This window comes from Brevundimonas abyssalis TAR-001 (assembly GCF_000466985.1).
Taxonomy (GTDB): Bacteria; Pseudomonadota; Alphaproteobacteria; order Caulobacterales; family Caulobacteraceae; genus Brevundimonas; species Brevundimonas abyssalis.
Map to the genome: position 1 here is coordinate 1 of NZ_BATC01000121.1, position 598 is coordinate 598.

General features: G+C 62.2%; 1 pseudogene. It reads right to left on the minus strand.

Features of this window, described 5'->3' with window-relative positions:
- Positions 1-297: pseudogene (locus MBEBAB_RS14780) on the minus strand (TonB-dependent receptor); the annotation flags it as partial.
- Positions 298-598: the final 301 nt, after the last annotated feature.

Sequence of the window (598 nt, forward strand, 5' to 3'; positions counted from 1 at the left end):
ATCGTTATTGGTGAAGTTGACGCCCGGAATCAGATTGATCGTGTTCAGGATGCTCTGACCGGCGGCTTGGCTGCCGATATATTCCTGCGTGATCGTGGAGCGCGACTTGGGCTCCTGTTCAGCGACGATGGCGCCGGCCAGCGAGCGCGGACCGCGCACGCCGGTGATGACCACTTCCTCGACTTCGGTCGTGCCTTCGACGGCGAGAGTGCCGGTGGACTGAGCGGAGGCGGCGGATGCCGCCGCCAGGGCGATGACGACGGCGGAGGCGCCGTAGGCCAGATGGTTGAGTCTCATTCTCAGAGTATCCCCTCTCTGCGGCCGCGCGACGCCCGGCGGGCGAAGTGATGCGTACGGCCATGATGGATAGGCGCCGTTTAGGCCTCACTCCCGACACTCGGAAGACAGATACGCTTCGGTTTTGTGACAGGGCGCGATGTGTTGCAGTGCAGCAACATTAAGCGGGGGTTAAGGCGTCCGCAATCTGTGCCGAAACCCTAATAATTTCAGCTGTATACGGATGTTTTCTCCGTCCCGGCCCAGCGAGGCCGGACCCATGCCGTTACACGGCCCGTCCATGAAAAACGCCCGCCTGGCG